Annotated in this window: 11 protein-coding genes and 4 tRNA genes; 2 read left to right on the forward strand and 13 right to left on the reverse strand. The window is 42.2% G+C overall.

All coding sequences use genetic code 11. The features are described from left to right. Positions 1-57: 57 nt before the first annotated feature. The 11 genes from GQR89_RS15210 to GQR89_RS15260 form a co-directional block, all read right to left on the reverse strand. Positions 58-1941: a SurA N-terminal domain-containing protein gene (locus tag GQR89_RS15210; RefSeq protein ID WP_158770826.1), complete on the reverse strand. Its 1884-nt coding sequence runs from the start codon at positions 1939-1941 to the stop codon at positions 58-60. 153 nt (positions 1942-2094) lie between these two features. Next, positions 2095-2367, reverse strand: a complete 273-nt coding sequence (hupB, locus tag GQR89_RS15215) for a nucleoid-associated protein HU-beta (RefSeq protein ID WP_006993116.1) — start codon at positions 2365-2367, stop codon at positions 2095-2097. Between the two features lie 238 nt (positions 2368-2605). Further along, positions 2606-4972, reverse strand: a complete 2367-nt coding sequence (lon, locus tag GQR89_RS15220; protein WP_158770827.1) for an endopeptidase La — start codon at positions 4970-4972, stop codon at positions 2606-2608. Positions 4973-5213: 241 nt separating this feature from the next. Beyond that, a complete protein-coding gene (gene clpX / locus GQR89_RS15225) occupies positions 5214-6491 on the reverse strand; it encodes an ATP-dependent protease ATP-binding subunit ClpX (protein WP_158770828.1) in 1278 nt (425 codons plus the stop codon). A gap of 87 nt (positions 6492-6578) precedes the next feature. Beyond that, positions 6579-7217, reverse strand: a complete 639-nt coding sequence (gene clpP, locus GQR89_RS15230) for an ATP-dependent Clp endopeptidase proteolytic subunit ClpP (RefSeq protein ID WP_158770829.1) — start codon at positions 7215-7217, stop codon at positions 6579-6581. 86 nt (positions 7218-7303) lie between these two features. Beyond that, the gene (tig, locus tag GQR89_RS15235) at positions 7304-8614 is read right to left on the reverse strand and encodes a trigger factor (protein ID WP_158770830.1); all 1311 of its coding nucleotides are present in this window, start codon (positions 8612-8614) and stop codon (positions 7304-7306) included. Between the two features lie 290 nt (positions 8615-8904). After that, positions 8905-8989 (reverse strand) — tRNA-Leu (locus GQR89_RS15240). A 3-nt stretch (positions 8990-8992) separates the two neighbouring features. Beyond that, positions 8993-9068: transfer RNA gene (locus GQR89_RS15245), tRNA-His, on the reverse strand. Positions 9069-9096: 28 nt separating this feature from the next. Next, a tRNA-Arg gene (locus GQR89_RS15250) sits at positions 9097-9173 on the reverse strand. 28 nt (positions 9174-9201) lie between these two features. Continuing rightward, positions 9202-9278: transfer RNA gene (locus GQR89_RS15255), tRNA-Pro, on the reverse strand. 246 nt (positions 9279-9524) lie between these two features. Beyond that, on the reverse strand, positions 9525-10154 hold the full coding sequence (locus GQR89_RS15260) for a hypothetical protein (RefSeq protein ID WP_158770831.1): 630 nt from the start codon (positions 10152-10154) through the stop codon (positions 9525-9527). A gap of 167 nt (positions 10155-10321) precedes the next feature. On the opposite strand from GQR89_RS15260, the gene folD reads away from it, so the two are divergent. Together folD and GQR89_RS15270 are read left to right on the forward strand one after the other, a co-directional pair. Further along, positions 10322-11179 carry a bifunctional methylenetetrahydrofolate dehydrogenase/methenyltetrahydrofolate cyclohydrolase FolD gene (gene folD, locus GQR89_RS15265; RefSeq protein ID WP_158770832.1) on the forward strand — a complete coding sequence of 286 codons (858 nt, stop codon included), beginning with the start codon at positions 10322-10324 and terminating at the stop codon, positions 11177-11179. A gap of 16 nt (positions 11180-11195) precedes the next feature. Further along, the gene (locus GQR89_RS15270) at positions 11196-11765 is read left to right on the forward strand and encodes a DUF1415 domain-containing protein (protein ID WP_199271334.1); all 570 of its coding nucleotides are present in this window, start codon (positions 11196-11198) and stop codon (positions 11763-11765) included. A 6-nt stretch (positions 11766-11771) separates the two neighbouring features. On the opposite strand, the gene GQR89_RS15275 is transcribed toward GQR89_RS15270, so the two are convergent. Together GQR89_RS15275 and GQR89_RS15280 are read right to left on the reverse strand one after the other, a co-directional pair. Next, positions 11772-12812, reverse strand: a complete 1041-nt coding sequence (locus GQR89_RS15275; RefSeq protein ID WP_158770833.1) for a DUF4340 domain-containing protein — start codon at positions 12810-12812, stop codon at positions 11772-11774. Beyond that, positions 12809-14689: a Gldg family protein gene (locus tag GQR89_RS15280; protein ID WP_158770834.1), complete on the reverse strand. Its 1881-nt coding sequence runs from the start codon at positions 14687-14689 to the stop codon at positions 12809-12811. The genes GQR89_RS15275 and GQR89_RS15280 overlap by 4 nt, the downstream gene beginning before the upstream one ends. Position 14690: the final 1 nt, after the last annotated feature.

The raw sequence follows: 14690 nt of genomic DNA on the forward strand, positions 1-14690 counted from the left end.
GTGATAACAAATAAAAAAAGGAGCTTCAGCTCCTTTTTTTATTTCCAACTAACAAGCCTAGTAAATTTCGACGTCAGCTTGATCACGAAGGGCGTTAATAAACTCACCATATGTGAATTGAGCACGCATAGTAGATAATCTATTTTGCAATGTTGCTACATCACTACTTGGAATATCAGCGCCTTCATTAACCTTAATTAACTGTACAAGCCCTACGTCACCATTAAACAACCCGACAACTTGAGCGTTAGCCTCTTTATTGCTAGTCAGTTTAAATAATGCTTCAACGATGCTCGGTGCCACGGACGAACCGTTTCTGGCTATCGCATCTTGTTCTTGCCATTCAATGCCTTTCGATTTTAGCTTCTCGCTAATATCTTGCTCAGAGCGCACATCAGCTAACAGTGTGTCTGCCCAAGTTTTAGCCGCTTGTTGCGCTTTCTCGGCTAATAAAAGATCAGTAATCTGAGCAGTGACTTCATCAAGCGCTTTGGTGCGCTGAGCTTCGTAATCGGCCACACGGACAAACATGATGTGATTGTCACCCAACTCAATAACATCGCTGTTCACTTGATCGTTAATTAACTCATCAGAAAATGCCTGAGCAACAACGTCCGGATAATTAACGTCTTGTGGAACGCTATCTTGACTAAATAAAACCGTGGTTTGCACGTCTATGTCGGCAATACCGGCAACTTCATCTAAGCTATCGGGGGCTTCAAATGCGACTTCGGCCATGCGTTGTTGCTTAGTATAAAAGTCTTCTTCCGCCTTCTCTGTTTTTATTTTAGCAAGTACGTCTTCTTTCACGTCAGCATAAGGACTCGTTTGCTCAGGTTTGATATCGGTTAGTTTGATAATATGAAAACCAAATTCACTTTTAACAACAGCTGATATATCGCCAACGTTAGCCAAACCAAATGCAGCATCTTCGAAAGCGGGATCCATCATTCCAAGACTAAACCAGTCAAGGTCGCCACCGTTCTCGGCACTAAATGTATCACTTGAATATTCTTTTGCTAATTCAGCAAAATCGCCACCATCGTTAACTTTTTCTAAGATATCTTGGGCTGATTCAGCAGCTTTTTGCTCATCATCCGCAAATTCAACCAGGATATGCGATGCTCGGCGCTCTTCTTGTGTTCTGAAATCTTGGATATTCTGCTCGTAGTATTGCTCAGCTTCATCATCAGAAACCACGATATCTGACAATAAATCGTCTATCGACAGCTCAACGTAGGCAAGACTGACTTTCTGCTGAGTATCAAACTGCGTAATATTAGCTTGGTAATAATTTTCGATATCTTCTGGAGATACCGTAATTTCGTCACCAAACGGCTGTGCTGGTATTGTCAAATAGCGAGCGTCACGCGTTTGCTCTTGCAGTTTGTATGCCTGCTTCGATTCAGCAACCAGGGTAAATTCAGATCCCAATAATGCGTTTGAAAGTTGACGGCGAGTCATATCTACGCGCATATAATCACGGAATTCGTTTGGTTGAAATCCCGCTTGACGCAATACTGCAGTATATCTTTCGTTATCGAACTTTCCATCAAATTGAAATTCTGGCATAGCGACGATAGCTTGCTTGATTTGCGCATCGCTAACACGAAGACCTAAATCAATAGCTGCTTGCTCAAGCAATTTGTCACCGATCAACCGATCTAATACGCCTTGTCTGAATTGTTGCAAATAAGCGCTATCGGCTGTCAATGCAGCGAATGCGTCGCCGTATTGAGATTCCATTCGCCCGCGTTCATTTTGATAAGCGCGTTCTAGATCCGCTTGTGAAATGGTGTCGTCGTTGACTTTAGCTGCCGCAGTTTCGGCAGATGAGTTGATATAACTGCCTACACCGGCAAACATAAAACTTAAAATCACCAACCCTAGGATAGCCATGGCCCACTTGCCTTGGGTTCCCTCTCTGATTCTTTCCAACATGTTCGTTTTTAACTCCAAGTGAGTTGCTTGAGATAAGCTGAATTTTACTAAATATTAAGGAGGCAGGATTATATATTAAACGTAATCATTAATTAACAGCAGATAAACAAAAGGCGATGATAAATCATCGCCTTTTTAACTGAAAAACTTTGCTTAGTTACAAGCGTCTTTAAGCGCTTTACCGGCTTTGAACGACGGAACTTTAGCAGCAGAAATTTGGATTGTTTCACCAGTCTGTGGATTACGACCACTACGAGCTGCACGCTCACGTACAGAGAATGTACCGAAACCTACAAGAGCAACTTGATCACCTTCTTTAAGTGCTGCAGTGATTGCGTCAGTCAATGCATCTAGTGCACGTCCTGAAGCTGCTTTAGAAATATCTGCACTTGCAGCGATTTGGTCGATAAGTTGAGACTTATTCACAATATGATCCCCTTCAATTGTTATTATATTAATTATCCGCAAACAAGAATGCGGAAAATGTTATACCAAGCTTAAATTTGAACTTCAAGCATAAATTCACAAATTTTTAACTTTGTAGATATCGCCGCAATCCCTTTTGTGACAAGGCCTAAAGCGAAACTGGAACAAAGGCTACCACAACTTTTTGTTGATTGAAGCCCTTATTTCCAAAAAAAACGAAAAAACTAGCCCTAAGTGGCTATTTTTTACCCTTGCTTGGCTTTTCAAGGCTAAAACGCTCGGGATTTTCTTGCAATGCCAACTCTAAAACTTCGTCTATCCACCTGACTGGGTGGATAGATAGGTCTTGTTTTACATTATCTGGGATCTCTTGTAAATCGCGTTCGTTCTCTTTTGGAATGATAACGGTTTTTATTCCCCCACGGTGAGCAGCCAATAATTTCTCTTTTAATCCACCGATCGCCAATACTTCACCACGCAACGTAATTTCGCCTGTCATCGCGACATCACAGCGAACGGGATTACCGGTAAGTGTTGATACAAGCGCTGTGCACATGGCGATACCGGCACTTGGTCCGTCCTTTGGAGTTGCCCCTTCAGGTACGTGAACATGGATGTCACGTTTTTCATGGAAATCACTATTAATGCGTAATTTTTCTGCACGACTACGCACGACCGTCATGGCTGTTTGAATCGACTCTTGCATAACGTCACCCAGTGAACCAGTGAATGTCATTTTACCTTTGCCTACTACCGATGTCGTTTCAATGGTCAATAATTCACCACCTACTTGAGTCCAAGCCAAACCTGTGACTTGGCCTATCTGATTATTATTTTCCGCTTTTCCATAATCAAAACGTTGTACACCAAGATAGTCGGCTAAGTTGTCTTGGTTAACCGTCACGCACTTTGTATCTTTATTTAGCAGAATATTTTTAACGGCTTTACGACAAATTTTAGAAATTTCACGCTCTAAATTCCGTACGCCAGCCTCTCGGGTATAATGACGAATGATACCCATAATCGCTGATTCTTCGATAACTAATTCTTTAGCTTTAAGGCCATTGCGTGCGATTTGCTTATCAAGTAAATGACGCATGGCTATATTCAGTTTTTCATCTTCTGTATAACCAGATAAACGAATCACTTCCATTCGGTCCAACAAAGGGCCTGGAATATCCATACTATTAGACGTTGCCACAAACATGACATCAGAAAGGTCGTAATCAACTTCTAAGTAATGATCACTAAAAGTACCGTTCTGTTCAGGATCCAATACTTCCAGTAACGCTGATGACGGGTCTCCGCGCATATCAGATGACATCTTGTCGATTTCATCAAGCAAAAATAACGGGTTTTTCACGCCAACTTTAGCCATTTTTTGAATCAACTTGCCAGGCATAGAACCAATGTAGGTTCGTCTGTGCCCGCGAATTTCAGCTTCATCACGAACCCCGCCCAACGCCATGCGCACATACTTACGGCCTGTTGCTTTAGCAATAGACTGTCCAAGAGAGGTTTTACCAACTCCTGGAGGACCCACTAAACACAAAATAGGCCCTTTAAGCTTTTTCACGCGCTGCTGAACCGCTAAATACTCAATGATACGTTCTTTAACTTTCTCTAAACCAAAATGTTCTGTATCAAGTAACTTATCCGCTGCAGCCAGATCTTTCTTAACGGCACTGCGCTTAGTCCAAGGTACATTGGTCAACCAATCAATATAACTGCGTACCACAGTCGCTTCAGCTGACATGGGAGACATCATTTTCAATTTGCTTAGCTCTGTCGTTGCTTTTTTCTTAGCTTCTTCAGGCATCTTAGCGTCTTCAATTTTTTTACTTAATGCTTCAAATTCGTCAGGCGCTTCATCTAGCTCACCAAGCTCTTTTTGAATAGCCTTCATTTGCTCATTCAAATAATACTCACGCTGGCTCTTTTCCATCTGCTTCTTGACTCGGGTGCGGATCTTCTTTTCCACCTGAAGCAAATCGATTTCGCTTTCCATGAGCGCCATTAAGTATTCAAGACGATCGTTAACTTGATCCATCTCCAATACTTTCTGCTTTTCAGCTAATTTTAGAGGCATGTGCGCTGCCATGGTATCAGCTAGTCGAGCGGCTTGTTCGATACCGCTCAACGAGGTAAGCACCTCTGGAGGAATTTTTTTATTTAATTTGACGTAACCTTCAAACTGCGAAATAGCCGAGCGAATAATCACTTCTTGTTCGCTCTCGTCTACCTCAAGGTCTTCCTTGATGGCGATATTAGCGATGAAGAAATCATCGGTACTGACAAAATCTGCAATCTGCGCGCGCTGATTCCCTTCTACCAATACTTTTACCGTGCCATCAGGCAACTTTAATAACTGCAATATAGTCGCTATGGTCCCTACGGTGAATATATCGTCAGGCTGCGGCTCATCTGTGCTGGCATCTTTTTGGGCTACTAAAAAAATCTGTTTGTCTTTGTCCATCGCTGCTTCTAAACAACGTATCGACTTTTCGCGACCTACAAATAAGGGAATAACCATGTGTGGATAAACCACCACATCACGTAATGCCAAGACAGGCATTTCTGTGTAATCAACATTCTCTTTGGTCATATTGTGTCTCGTGTAATAAAAAAGGAAAAATGGCGCAATGAAATTGTATATGGGGCTTTGCACAAAAAGTTCAAACGAAAAACGTAAACAATCCCTTGAAACCTTTAATAAAACACAAAATTGATCGCTAAAGAAGCCTATATCCCCCTACAATCTAAACTTTATGCTCAATTGAAAGTTAGAATCAAAAGCGAGATATAAAAAAAGGCTCCTAAGAGCCTTTTTAATTTTCAATAATGTTCTATTCCGAGATGGACTTTTTGTCCGCCGCGCTATCGTATATCAATATAGGTTTTGACTCTCCACGGATAACCGTTTCATCAACCACCACTTTACTGACATTAGACATCGACGGCAGCTCGTACATAGTATCGAGCAAGACAGCTTCTACGATTGAGCGCAGTCCACGTGCTCCTGTCTTACGAGACATCGCTTTTTTAGCAATAGCTTGCAGTGCGTCTTCTCTGAATTCCAATTCTGTACCTTCAAGAGCAAACAATGCAGCATATTGCTTTGTTAAGGAGTTCTTCGGTTCACGCAAAATTTGAATCAGCGCGTCTTCACTCAACTCTTCTAAGCTAGTCAGAACAGGTAAACGCCCAATAAACTCAGGAATCAAACCATATTTAACCAAATCTTCAGGCTCGACCATCTTCAACAAATCACCTTCTTTGGCTTTATTGTTGACATCTTTAATCGCCGTACCAAAACCGATACCGGTTCCTGTATGCGCACGTTGATCAATGACTTTATCAAGTCCTGCAAACGCACCGCCACAAATAAATAGAATTTTAGATGTATCGACCTGCAAAAATTCTTGTTGAGGATGCTTACGACCGCCCTGAGGGGGAACAGATGCAACCGTACCTTCAATCAGTTTAAGCAGTGCTTGTTGAACACCTTCACCAGAAACGTCACGGGTAATAGAAGGGTTGTCTGACTTACGAGAAATTTTATCAATCTCATCTATGTAAACGATACCGCGCTGTGCTTTTTCGACATCGTAATCGCATTTCTGCAATAGCTTTTGAATGATATTCTCGACATCTTCTCCTACATAACCCGCTTCGGTAAGCGTCGTAGCATCAGCCATGGTAAACGGAACATCGAGTAAACGCGCCAAGGTTTCTGCCAGCAGGGTTTTACCACTACCAGTAGGACCCATAAGCAAGATGTTACTTTTGCCAAGTTCCACGCCATCATGAACGTCACCATTACGTAGGCGCTTGTAGTGGTTATATACCGCTACCGATAGCACCTTTTTTGCGTGTTCTTGACCAATGACATAATCATCGAGATGACTGTGAATTTCTTTCGGCGTGGGAAGTTCATCTTGTTTCTGTTTAGGTGCGATTTCTTTAATTTCTTCGCGAATAATGTCATTACATAATTCGACGCATTCATCGCATACAAAAACTGATGGACCGGCAATAAGCTTTCTTACTTCATGCTGGCTTTTTCCACAAAAAGAACAATAAAGTAGCTTGTTATCACCATCTCCGCTTTGCTTATCACTCATCTATTATCTCTTCTCTTTTGGTTGACTTAGTGCGCTTTAATGCCAATTCGATGCATAAACGCACTAAACAAAATCAACAATAACTGGTTACTTCTTCGTAGCGCTATTGCTAGCGTCTGGACGGCTCGTTAATACTTGATCAACTAAACCATAGTCTACGGAATCTTGAGCACCCAAGAAATTGTCTCTGTCAGTGTCTCGTGACACTTTTTCGTAATCTTGTCCGGTGTGAGCCGCCATTAAACGATTCATCTTCTCTTTAATAGACAGAATTTCTTTTGCATGTATTTCAAAATCTGACGCTTGTCCTTGAAACCCGCCCAATGGCTGGTGAATCATGACGCGTGCATTAGGTAGACAGTAACGTTTACCTTTAGTCCCGCCAGACAACAAAAATGCGCCCATACTTGCGGCCTGGCCAATGCACACAGTGCTAACGTCAGGTTTAATAAAGTTCATGGTATCATAAATAGCCATGCCAGCTGTTACAGAGCCGCCAGGAGAATTGATGTAAAGGAAAATATCCTTTTCTGGATTCTCAGCTTCTAAAAATAACATCTGGGCAACAATAAGGTTAGCCATGTGGTCTTCAACTTGGCCAACCATGAAAATGACGTTCTCTTTCAGTAAGCGAGAATAAATATCATAAGAGCGCTCACCTTTAGCAGTTTGTTCAACCACCATAGGTACTAATGCATTTGTAGGATCAAACGGTGTATTCATCATATATTTTCTTCACAAATAAAAATGCTCGGTATTTACCGAGCATTTAAGCAGTTGCAGACTAGATAAGTCAATTAACAAAAGGCAATTTACGCCTGTTTATTCATGATCTCATCAAAAGCTTTGTTTACTTCTTTCACATTTGCTTTGCTTAGAAGTACTTCAACAGCTTGCTCTTCTAACGCGACGTTCTGCATTTGCTGCATTAACTCGTCATTAGTTTTGTAGTACTCAATAACTTCTTGAGGATCTTCATACGCAGACGCGGCTGTTTCGATCAATGCATCAACTTTAGCGGTATCAACTTTTAACGCTTCAGTCTTAATAACTTCACCAAGCAACAAACCAATAGAAACACGCTTACGAGCATTCTCTAGGAACAAGTCAGCTGGTAACTCAGGAAGATTATCAACATTGCCACCTTGTTGCTGGCTAAAACGTTGCTTTGCTTGCTCGCGCAGGGCATTGATTTCTTGATCGACTAACGCTTTAGGCAAGTCAATTACGTTGTTTGCTAACAAACCTTCGATCACTTGCTCTTTCACATTAGCTTTCAACGTTTGCTCAAGCTCACGTTGCATGTTCTTACGTACTTCAGCTTGAAGTGACTCAACATTGCCATCGTCAACACCGAATAATTTAGCAAACTCTTCGTCAACTTTAGGAAGGTCTAGACCTTCTACTTTATTCACGGTGATTTTGAATTGAGCAGCCTTACCCTTAAGGGCTTCAGCATGATAATCTTCTGGGAACGTTACATCAGCAACCACTTCATCACCGGCTTTTGCGCCAACGATTGGCTTTTCAAACCCTGGGATCATGCGGTCTTTACCCATCTCTAGTTCGAAGTTTTCAGCTTTTCCGCCTTCAAACTCTTCACCGTCGATAGTGCCTACGAAATCAACAGTTACACGGTCATCTTTCTTCGATTTCCGTTTAACTTCTTTCCACGTAGCATGCTGTTTACGTAATGTTTCCATCATAGTTTCAAGATCAGCATCGGTAATTTCTACCACTGGCTTCTCTACTTCAATTTTTTCAACATCTTTTACTTCAACTTCAGGATACACTTCAAACGCCGCCACGAACTCTAAATCTTGTCCGTCAACGTCAGTTTTCATTTCGAAGTTAGGCATACCTGCTGGGGTAATTTTTTCTTGCACAATAGCTTCATAGAAGTTGCGCTGCATAGCTTCGCCAGCAATTTCTTGACGCACGGCTTGACCATAACGTTTCTTAATTACGCTAACTGGAACTTTGCCCGGACGGAAACCATTAATACGTTGGGTCTTACCTAACTGTTGTAAGCGAGACTTAACCTCTGAATCAATCGATTCAGCAGGCACAGTGATGGTAAGACGGCGTTCTAAACCTTGAGTCGTCTCAACGGAAACTTGCATTCTTCTACCTCAACTTTGCGCTCGACTGCGCATTTATAAAAATGTTTGATGGGTTTTTTTATCTGTGGGATACGATTAAGGTAAACTTAATCCACCCCGCTCTATTCGCGAGTTAAACTCTTTTGTTCGCTCGCCTATCACGTCTAGCCGGATAAAAAAGACGCAGCAGTATAGCTATACAGCGACTTTAAGTCGAGCTGAAATACGAAATAGTTTGGTTTAAACGAACTCGGGGCATTACTAATGAAAGGGTATAAAATAAGATATTACTAGGGGATGGAACAAAGAGATGGTGCGGAAGGAGAGACTTGAACTCTCACGCCGTGAGGCACTGGAACCTAAATCCAGCGTGTATACCAATTTCACCACTTCCGCAAGTGGGGTGGACGATGGGGCTCGAACCCACGACAACCGGAATCACAATCCGGGACTCTACCAACTGAGCTACGCCCACCAAAGCGATAATTGTTGCCAGGTTCACATGGTGCGCCCGGCAGGACTCGAACCTGCGACCACCCGCTTAGAAGGCGGGTGCTCTATCCAGCTGAGCTACGGGCGCCCTACGAATCTTTTACAATCTAGAGAAATGGTCGGTGAGACAGGATTCGAACCTGCGACCCCTTGGACCCAAACCAAGTGCGCTACCAAGCTGCGCTACTCACCGACTTAACAACCCGAAGAGTTATTCTCTGTCTCTCAACGGGGAGCGCATAGTAAACAGATGTATTTCTGCCGTCAAACACTTTTTTAAAAGAAAATGACTGACTGCTGTTTTTTTTAGCAATTTGAATAGGAAAACAACAAAATGTGCACAAAACATACATTTAATTTAATAATCCTCAAACAAATACCTTCGCGCATACTGTAATCGTTTTACGAATCATGACCGAAAAATAACTGAATGAGGTGATTATTCGCCATCGAAAGTCCAGCGACCATTCTTTTTGGGGCTAAATCCGATAGTGTGAAGATAATGTTCGTGCTCATAACTGTCCGCAAGCGCAATTATATTTTGAAAACCAAACTGTTTAGATAGTTGTTGCCCCTTGCCAATTATATATTGACCAAGATGACAATCACGGTAGGCAGGAATAACAAAATCAAAATCAACCAAAAAGTCACCGTTTGTCTGCGGATAACCAGATAACATGCCGACGACTTCCGTGCGCTCGGTTAAAAAGAAATATTCGCGCTTGATATCTGCCGACACTTTCATAAAACGGGGAAACAAATGTTTAATCTCTTGTTGATGGTACTCCAAAAAGAAATCCACGTAATTTGATGGACGACTCACTGCCAAGACAGAAAACTGTCGCTCCACATCAAAAAGCAATCTACGTAGGAAAAACAAATTCGTCAGGGTAATAAAACCATTTAATATGGCTACGGGATAGGCTTGTATAATAATGCCGTACAAACAAAAAGACGAAGCCCCAGCTAAATTAAACCAACGTAATCTAACGATCGAGCTACGCGTTAACGAATAGGCGATTACTGCTGACGCACAATAGCCAAATATTTCAACAGGAGATAATTCCAAACGATACACCTTAACAATTGATACAAACTATATAGGCGTATATTTGTTTAGTTGCATCGTCAGGGCAAGTACATTCGATACTATTTACAAATAAGCCTGGGGTGGATTGTTGAATCTAGCGCGATATGTGACAATACCCTTCCCTATTCTTTCAGTTAATTTTTTATATGCCTGCTCAAAAAATCGATGGTAAATTAATCGCCCAACAGGTGCGTCAGCACGTTGCGTCACACGTTGAATCTATTGTTTCCTCGGGCAAACGCCCCCCTGGCTTAGCGGTAATTTTGGTAGGTAGTGACGCAGCTTCGCACGTTTATGTGGCCAACAAACGCAAAGCGTGTGAAGAAGTAGGGTTTGTATCAAAATCTTATGACTTGCCCTCCACAACTTCAGAGCGAAGCTTACTGGAACTAATTGATAAGCTTAATGCCGATCAAACAATTGACGGTATTCTGGTGCAATTACCTTTGCCCGCAGGTTTAGACAGTGAACAGGTATTAGAGCGTATTTTGCCTCATAAAGATGTTGATGGTTTCCATCCATATAATATCGGTCGTTTAGCACAACGGATCCCTGCACTACGCCCTTGTACACCGAAAGGCATCATGACATTAATAGAATCGACCAAACGACCTATTAAAGGCTTAGATGCGGTTATAGTCGGTGCTTCGAATATTGTTGGCCGTCCAATGTTTATGGAATTACTACTGGCCGGTTGTACCGTTACTAGCTGCCATAAGTTCACCAAAGATTTAGAGTCTCATGTAAGACGAGCAGACCTGCTTGTTGTGGCGGTTGGAATATCGGCGTTTATCCCAGGAGAATGGATCAAACCTGGTGCGATTGTGATCGATGTAGGCATTAACCGTCAAACAGACGGTAAATTAGTAGGTGATGTAGATTATGTAACGGCAGAGCAGCGCGCCGGCTGGATAACACCTGTTCCAGGAGGCGTAGGCCCTATGACGGTAGCAAGCCTTATTGAGAACACCTTAGAAGCTTACGTCAAGTACCACTCCAGTTAAGGCTTGCTAATTTATTGTGAAAACCCCTCCTAGCCATAATGATGTCATTCAATCCATACGCACTTGGTTGAGTGACATTATCATCGGACATAACTTTTGCCCTTTTGCAAAACGCGAATTCGAGCGAGACAGTATCGCCTATCGTATTTGCGAGAGCATAACCTTAGATGAAGCGACCAATCAGTTTTTAATTGAATTACAGAATTTGGAGCAAAATAATAAAATTGAAACCAGCTTACTTATATTTAGCCTTGGCTTTAGTGATTTTGATGAATATCTTGATTTAGTTGCAATGGCACAAGCGTTGATCGATAGAGGCGGTTACGGTGGCAAATTTCAGTTAGCTAGTTTTCATCCTGATTATTGCTTTGAAGGCGAATCACATGACGATCTGTCTAATTACACAAACAGATCGCCATTGCCAATTTTGCATATATTACGGGAAAGCAGCCTAGACAGAGTGCTTCGTACCTATCCCGACCCTGAAAATATTCCACAGCGCAATATCGCCAAGGCCCAGCAATTAGGCCAAGCTTATTGGCTACGTACCATGCGCAAATTAAGTGCCCAAAAAACCGATATTTAATCCTCGCTATTGAGGAGATTCACCTTCGTCAATTGGGTATGATGGAATTGGTTTTTTTGCTTCTTTTTGTGCTTCAATTGCTAAGAAATCTTCAATATTTTTATTAAGCTGCTCACCATTAAATTTTGGGATTTGATAAATCCAATCGGCCCAATAATCAGTGGGTGTTGCATTGGCGATACGTAAAAAGGCGCTATCTTGCTGCTGCGCAATTTCGACGCGAAATGTATGGCCATAAGCGGTATTGACGTCAAGTGTCACCATAGGGGTCAAATTTTCCCAGTCGAGAAACGTCATTGGTAATAACTGTTCAAAATGGATCCCCGCCAAATTCAGTGCAATCGCATCCAACACGCCACCGTATTTAAGCGCTTGTGTTTGAAGCTGGTCTTTGAGAACAAAGGATTCGCCCGCGCTCGCTCTAAATATTTGCCAAGACGTACCATCTACTCGGGTAATACTGGAGAAATCAGATTCATCAAACGGTAAAATGGGTTGTTGTAACCACTCGCTATTCGTCAGTGGCAGGTTAATCGCACGATCGCTTAACCATGCTTGTGCTTGACTAGGAACCCGCAGATACCGATCATTGCCAATTGTAGAGTTATTCCCTACCAAAACTTGCCAAGATTGGCCTTTGCTCGCTAATGTTACTAACGTCGCCAAACTATCGTTAGCTGAGATATCCTGCAAACCTAAGTGATGGTAGTTGCTGTCTTTTCTCGTTTTAGGCTCTACCAATTCGGCTTGCGCGAGAGCTTGAAGCAAAGAAGCTAATTTTTCGTGGTCCACAGGAAAACGCCCTACCAGTTCGCCACTGTCTGAGTAGACATCTGTTTGCCAACGATCATTCTCTCGCTGAGCGTTAAGCAGAACGCCGTTAGCATTACTTAACGTTATTCGGTCAACATCTGTCGCATGCTCAGCCAACAAGGGTAACGCAAGTTGTGATTCCTCTTGTGAAGGCCCCCCTTCCTGCAATAGCCAATATCCTGCTCCACAGGCCAGTATTGCTGCTAACACCAGTATTAGTAGTGCACGACTCATGATTGTCCCTCCTTGGCGTTAACGGGTGTATGCCTATTCGGCTTATAGCGGCTACGTAGTAAGCGTCGGCCTAACATTAGGAATAAAACCAAAATCAAAGGCGCTACAACAATATTGCCAAATTTAACAAGGTTACCCAGTTTCTCTATATCTTTATCAAGTTGATGGCGAACATCTCGTAAGGATTTACGGATTTGAATTTTTTGCTCCATAAAATCATCAATTGCTTCTTGTTGTTGAGCAGAGATAACCAGCGCGCCGCCTTCGCCTTGTTGCTCTTGTAGTTGTGCCAACTGCGATTCAGTTTCATCAAGTTGTTGTTGTAATATTTTTTCTTGCTCTCGAAATTTTTGCTCTGCAACGAGCTTTAACTGGTCGACCTTGTCAAATGGACGAGCAAAGGTTCCTCTACTGCGGATGCTGATTAGTGCATTGCTACCAGCAAGGTTTTCAACAACATTCGTTACAAAATCGCCATTATTCGCAAATGGTGTCGTAATTGTCTCGCCAAAAAACGATGATTGTTGTACCCAGAATCGATCTGATAGTAAATCGGTGTCACCCACTAGGATCACATTAAAATCTCGTGTCTGTCTTAAGTGCCCCTGCTCGTCAATTCCTTCTGGCGCATACTCAAAAGCTGACTTGACGCTGCCGGTCAATCTAGTGGCTAAAATATATTCTTTGTTGTCGCTTTTATATTCCTGACTCAATACTTGTGGGTCACGTGTTTGTGCATACAGTGCGCTATCGATAAGGTCAGAGTTTTTCGTGGAGTGCAATAAAGTAGACCAGCTTAATGAAGAATTGCCTTCCTTATTAAATACACCAAAAGAGGCGCCATTAATCAAGTCCAAACTGGAGGTCGTCACATCTTTATCATTTAATTCATTAGCACCGAAACCAACAAAACCAAAATGCCGCGTAACATCGCCCGTTTGTGTTCGTACGTCTAATCCAGCAAACGCATCTAACAACACTTGTTGCTCGTTAAAATTCACACCCCAAGTGTCAAACAAGCGCATTAAATTTGAGCTATTAGCGCCCGTTGATGCCCCCGTTAACATACTCATTTGATCTGACTCATTGTGAGGGTCAATAAAAATAAGTGCCCGACCGCCATCCATAGTGTATTGGTCAATTGCGTATAATAATTCATCACTTAGGTTTTTAGGATGCGCAACAATTAATACGTCCGTACCTTTAGGTAATTCAGAGGCATCGCTACCAATTTTCTCAACCACATAAAGTTGCTGTAATTGCGTATAGAAAGTCCAAGGTTGATCAAAGCCTCCAGTCATTGGGTTCTGTCCACCCGCTACCGGTAAATCAGTGAGCAAAGTTACTTTTACTTGTTTAGGGTTAACTAGTTGGTAAATCAGTTTACTGATTTCATACTCTAAAAAGCGCTCTTGTTGTGGATCGAAAAAAGCAATAACTTGCTGATCATCTAACGCATTAGTCGCGCCGAGCCCTAAGTAAACTGCTTCACCAGCGGCGCCAATGTTAGCTGCTGTTAAACCAAATTGGTCCGCCCTGTCTTCTTTTTCTGAAAAGGCTTCGGGGTCTAAAATATGCAATTTAATTTTGCCGTTAGAACGGCTAGCGTACTCTTCAAGCAGACTTTGAACGCGCATTGCGTAATTACGCAAGGTGATCATATTCTTCGATGCTTTATCAGAAAAGAAAAAGTACAAATTCAGTGGTTCATCAATTTCAGTCAATATCTGCTGGCTACCCTCGGACAGCGAATACACATTATCCTCCGTTAAATCGACACGATAATTGCTAAGCAGTTGATTATTAAGTAGGACTAATGCACAAAATAATATGCCAATGAATAGCATACTTAACCAGGTCGTTAATCTATTACTCATG

Source organism: Paraglaciecola sp. L1A13 (assembly GCF_009796745.1).
Lineage (GTDB): Bacteria > Pseudomonadota > Gammaproteobacteria > Enterobacterales > Alteromonadaceae > Paraglaciecola.

Coding starts and splice junctions, on each gene's coding strand:
- clpX (WP_158770828.1), bottom strand. CDS start 6,491: ATGAGTGATAAGCAAAGCGGAGATGGTGATAACAAGCTACTTTATTGT.
- GQR89_RS15280 (WP_158770834.1), bottom strand. CDS start 14,689: ATGAGTAATAGATTAACGACCTGGTTAAGTATGCTATTCATTGGCATA.
- clpP (WP_158770829.1), bottom strand. CDS start 7,217: ATGATGAATACACCGTTTGATCCTACAAATGCATTAGTACCTATGGTG.
- tig (WP_158770830.1), bottom strand. CDS start 8,614: ATGCAAGTTTCCGTTGAGACGACTCAAGGTTTAGAACGCCGTCTTACC.
- lon (WP_158770827.1), bottom strand. CDS start 4,972: ATGACCAAAGAGAATGTTGATTACACAGAAATGCCTGTCTTGGCATTA.
- GQR89_RS15210 (WP_158770826.1), bottom strand. CDS start 1,941: ATGTTGGAAAGAATCAGAGAGGGAACCCAAGGCAAGTGGGCCATGGCT.
- GQR89_RS15275 (WP_158770833.1), bottom strand. CDS start 12,812: ATGAGTCGTGCACTACTAATACTGGTGTTAGCAGCAATACTGGCCTGT.
- folD (WP_158770832.1), top strand. CDS start 10,322: ATGCCTGCTCAAAAAATCGATGGTAAATTAATCGCCCAACAGGTGCGT.